The following is a 3,509-nucleotide window of genomic DNA, read 5'->3' as shown; positions in this document are numbered from 1 at the left end:
TCTGCTCGGTGGACCGGGTGGCGGCGCGCGGCCCGTCGGCGGTCGCGGCGAGCACCTGGTCGCCGGAGCGGGTCAGGCGCTCGAAGTACAGGTCCTGGTAGTCGCCCATGGCATTGGTGATGCCCCAGGCCACCGGACCGGCGTGCGCGAAATGCGGCACCGCGGGCACGCCGGCGAAAGCGAAACCGGCGATGTCGAATTCGGGCGCGGCCAGGTGCACCTGCTGGTAGATGCCTGGCAGTTCGAGGAAGCGGTGCGGGTCGCCCGCGATCAGCGGGGAACCGGTGGCGGTGTGCGCGGCGGCCACGCCCCAGGCGTTGCTGCCCGACAGCGGTTCCCCGAAGGAGGTGCGGTCGGGCTGCCCGCCGCTCGCGGCACCGGCGAATTCGGCCAGCACCTCGGTGAGGAAGGCCTCGTCGGGCAGGGCGGGCACGCTGTCCCACGACTCGTCCACGCCCTCGCAGTCGAACAGGCGCAGCGCGTCGCGGCCCAGCGCCCGCACGGCGTGCAGTCGCCACAGCTTGGTGGTGAACCGGCCGAACAGGATGTGGTGGACGATGAAGATCGAGATCGGTGTCCAGGGCCGCCACGCAGTGGGCCGGTGCTCGAATTCGGTCAGCTCCAGCGCGTCCGCGCCGGCGAGGGCGGCGTCGACACCGTCGGCATAGGCCTGGACCAGGGCACGGGTGCGCTCGGAGGAGGCTTCGAACAGCCTGCGCGCGGCGGCGTCGATGCGGGCGCGGCGGGCGAACTCGTCCCAGCTCACGCCGACCGGGCCGACGATCTCGGCGGTGCGGCCCTCGGCACGCAGCCGCAGGTACTCGATCTGCCAGGCGCGGTCCACGCCGCAGGCGTAGCCCTGGCCGAACAGCGCGCCGGTGGCCGAATCGGCGGTGATGTGCGGGATGCCGTGCTCGTCGCGCACGATCTCCACGGCCGGGGTGGCGGTGCTCACGAGACCGACACCTCCGCCCGGCGCGCGGCGCGGTCGGCGGCGGGCCGGTGGACCGCGATCGGGTTCACCAGTTCGTGGTCGGAGTCGACCAGGGTGGCATACGAGTCGCCGAGGTTGACCATGCGACGGTTGTTCGTCAGTTGCAGGCGGTTCATGTGGATGGCCTTGAACGTGGGGGCGAACAGGTCCCAGCGGCGGAACCGTTCGTCCAGATCCGGGTGCAGGTCCTGGAATTCGACGACGCTCTCGGCGACGACCGCCCAGAAGGTCTCGTCGGACACCAGGCCCGCGGAGTGCAGGATTGCCGCGAGGTGGCGCAGGTAGTCGTCGAAGACGTCCGAGAGCACCCCCATGTTGCGGATCTCGTCGGACTCCTGCGACACCGCGCGACGGCAGTTCTGCGGCACGTCGGCCGGATCGCAGAAGATGTTGACCTCTTCGCCGATGTCCTTGAGGATCGCTCGCACCGGGACGCCGGAATCCAGCACCAGGATGAGGTTCTCGCCGTGCGGGGAGAACTTGAACTCGTACTTGTAGAGCAGGTAGATGATCGGGTGCAGGTAGGCGCGCAGGTAGCGCGCCAGCCATTCCTCTGCGGGCAGGCCGGAGACCCGGATGAACTCGGCCACCAGCGGCGCGCCCTCGTGGTCGACGTGCAGCAGCGCGGCCATGGTGGTCAGCTGCTCGTGCGGCTGCGCCAGCGGCACCGGGCTCTGCCGCCACAGCGCCGAGAGCAGCTTGCGGTACTCCGAGCCCGGCTTGGTCAGCGCGTCGAGCGTGGTGTTGCGATAGCCGATGGCGGCGGTCTCGTAGATCATCCGAAAGCCGATGGAGCGCAGGTATTCGTCGCCGTCGACCCGGCCGCGGATGTAGTCGTTGATCAGCGGGGTGGTCCGCATGTAGTCGGCCGACATGCCGCGGGTGAAGCCCATGTTCACGATCGACAGCGCCATCTTCACGTACTGGCGCTCGGGACGGGTGACGTTGAACAGGGTGCGGATCGACTGCTGCGGCTGGTAGAGGTCCGGCGCCTCGCCGACCTCGACGATCTTGCCCTCGGCGATGTCGAGGGCGTAGACGCGGGCCACCTTCTGCGCCCACTGCCACGGGTGCACCGGCATGTAGTAGTAGTCCGCCGGGTCGAGGTCGCGTTCGATGAGCACCGCGTCGAAGCGCGCCAGGGTGTCCGCGCCGAGTTCGGCGCACACCAGGCTGTCGTAGTCGACGCCGGTGACCGAGGCGAATTCGGAGTTCGCGCGCAGCACCGCGACCCAGGTGAGCCGGAAGCGATTGCCCTGTTCGGGGGCGAAGCGGGCGATGTCGTCGATGCTGAAGCCGAGCCTGCCCGCGTTGGCGACGATGCAGGGATGGCCCTCGGTCATGGTGGCCTCGATGGTCTGGAAGTCCGAGACCGCGAGTTCGGCGGCGGGGATGCGGCGCGCATCGTGCCTGCCCGCGCTGATCACCAGGGTGTTGGTGAACTCCTCCAGGTATTCCGGCAGCGCCTCGCGCGCAATGCCGAGGAAGTCGGCCAGATCCACGATCATTTCCAGCGCGTCGACGGCGAGCTCCTCGCCCTCGCGCACCCGCCGCAGCGAGGCCTCGTCGATGTTCCAGCTGTCCAGCGAGAGGATCTCGGCGCGGAAGTGGTACTCGCTGCGCCGGTCGCCGGAGTGCACCACGTACTGTCCCGGCGCGATCTCGACGGGCAGGATGTAGCGCTCGTGGCAGAACTCGGCGAGGATCTTGCGCGCGATGCGGCGGTGGTAGACCGGCCAGTAGGACTGACCTGCGATGGGGTTCGGGTTGCTCACGGCGTCGGGGCTCACACTCTGCTCTCTCGAATGCTCGGTCACGAATTGCTCGGCGCCGGAACCGTGATGGTGCGGCCGTTGTCGGTGGCCCGCAGGAAGTCCTCGCGGGTGCAGTAGCTCAGCCGCGCGATCTTGTCGGCCACCGGGTAGTCGCCTGCCACGACGAAGCCGACCGCGGCGTTGAGCCGCTGCACGTCGAGATTGCGCACATCCGGTTCCACCACCACCCGCCGCGCGCCCAGCTCGAAGAAGGCGGTGCGCATGATGTGCAGCATGACGTTGGCGGTGAAGCCGGGCAGGCGCTTGTCGCTGGGCGAGACCAGCAGGTGCATGCCGATGTCGCCCGGCGCGTAGGTGTAGCCGGTGCCCGGCTGGGCGAGGGCGCCGACGGCGGGGTTGTAGAGCTCGAAGAAGAACGAACGCTCACCCCGGTAGCTGCCCATGCGCAGGCCGAATTCCGGCGAGCCGCCGACGGTGGCGCTGTGCCGGATCAGCTCCTCGACATCGGCGACGGTGCTGTCGAGCATGCCCCAGTAGGCCGACTTCGGGTGGGTGAGCCACCGGTGGGCGAGCTCGGCGTCGAGTTCGACCTCCATACGGCGGTGCTCGAACTCGTAGGTGGGCTGCCCGCGCTCGGCGGCGCCCGGGTAGCCGGCGGAGAGAACAGGGGCGGAGAGCAAGGGGGCGGCGAGCGCGGACACCCCCGTGTCTTAGTCAAACAGCATAACATACAGCAAAAC

At 69.2% G+C, this 3,509-nt stretch carries 3 protein-coding genes; all 3 read right to left on the bottom strand.

Translation table 11 applies throughout. The features are described 5' to 3' along the window. Window positions 1-955, bottom strand: a 955-nt coding sequence (locus tag QH283_RS00185) for a penicillin acylase family protein (RefSeq protein WP_280500994.1), incomplete at its 3' end; no start/stop codon positions are given. Next, window positions 952-2,769 (bottom strand): IucA/IucC family protein, encoded by a 1,818-nt coding sequence (locus tag QH283_RS00180; RefSeq protein WP_280500993.1) that lies wholly within the window; start codon window positions 2,767-2,769, stop codon window positions 952-954. The genes QH283_RS00185 and QH283_RS00180, both read right to left, overlap by 4 nt. Before the next feature lie 38 nt (window positions 2,770-2,807). Then, window positions 2,808-3,470, bottom strand: a complete 663-nt coding sequence (locus QH283_RS00175; RefSeq protein WP_280500992.1) for a GNAT family N-acetyltransferase — start codon at window positions 3,468-3,470, stop codon at window positions 2,808-2,810. Window positions 3,471-3,509: the final 39 nt, after the last annotated feature.

This window comes from Nocardia farcinica (assembly GCF_029867845.1).
GTDB lineage: Bacteria > Actinomycetota > Actinomycetes > Mycobacteriales > Mycobacteriaceae > Nocardia > Nocardia farcinica_A.
This window is presented reverse-complemented; position numbering and strand designations above follow the sequence as displayed.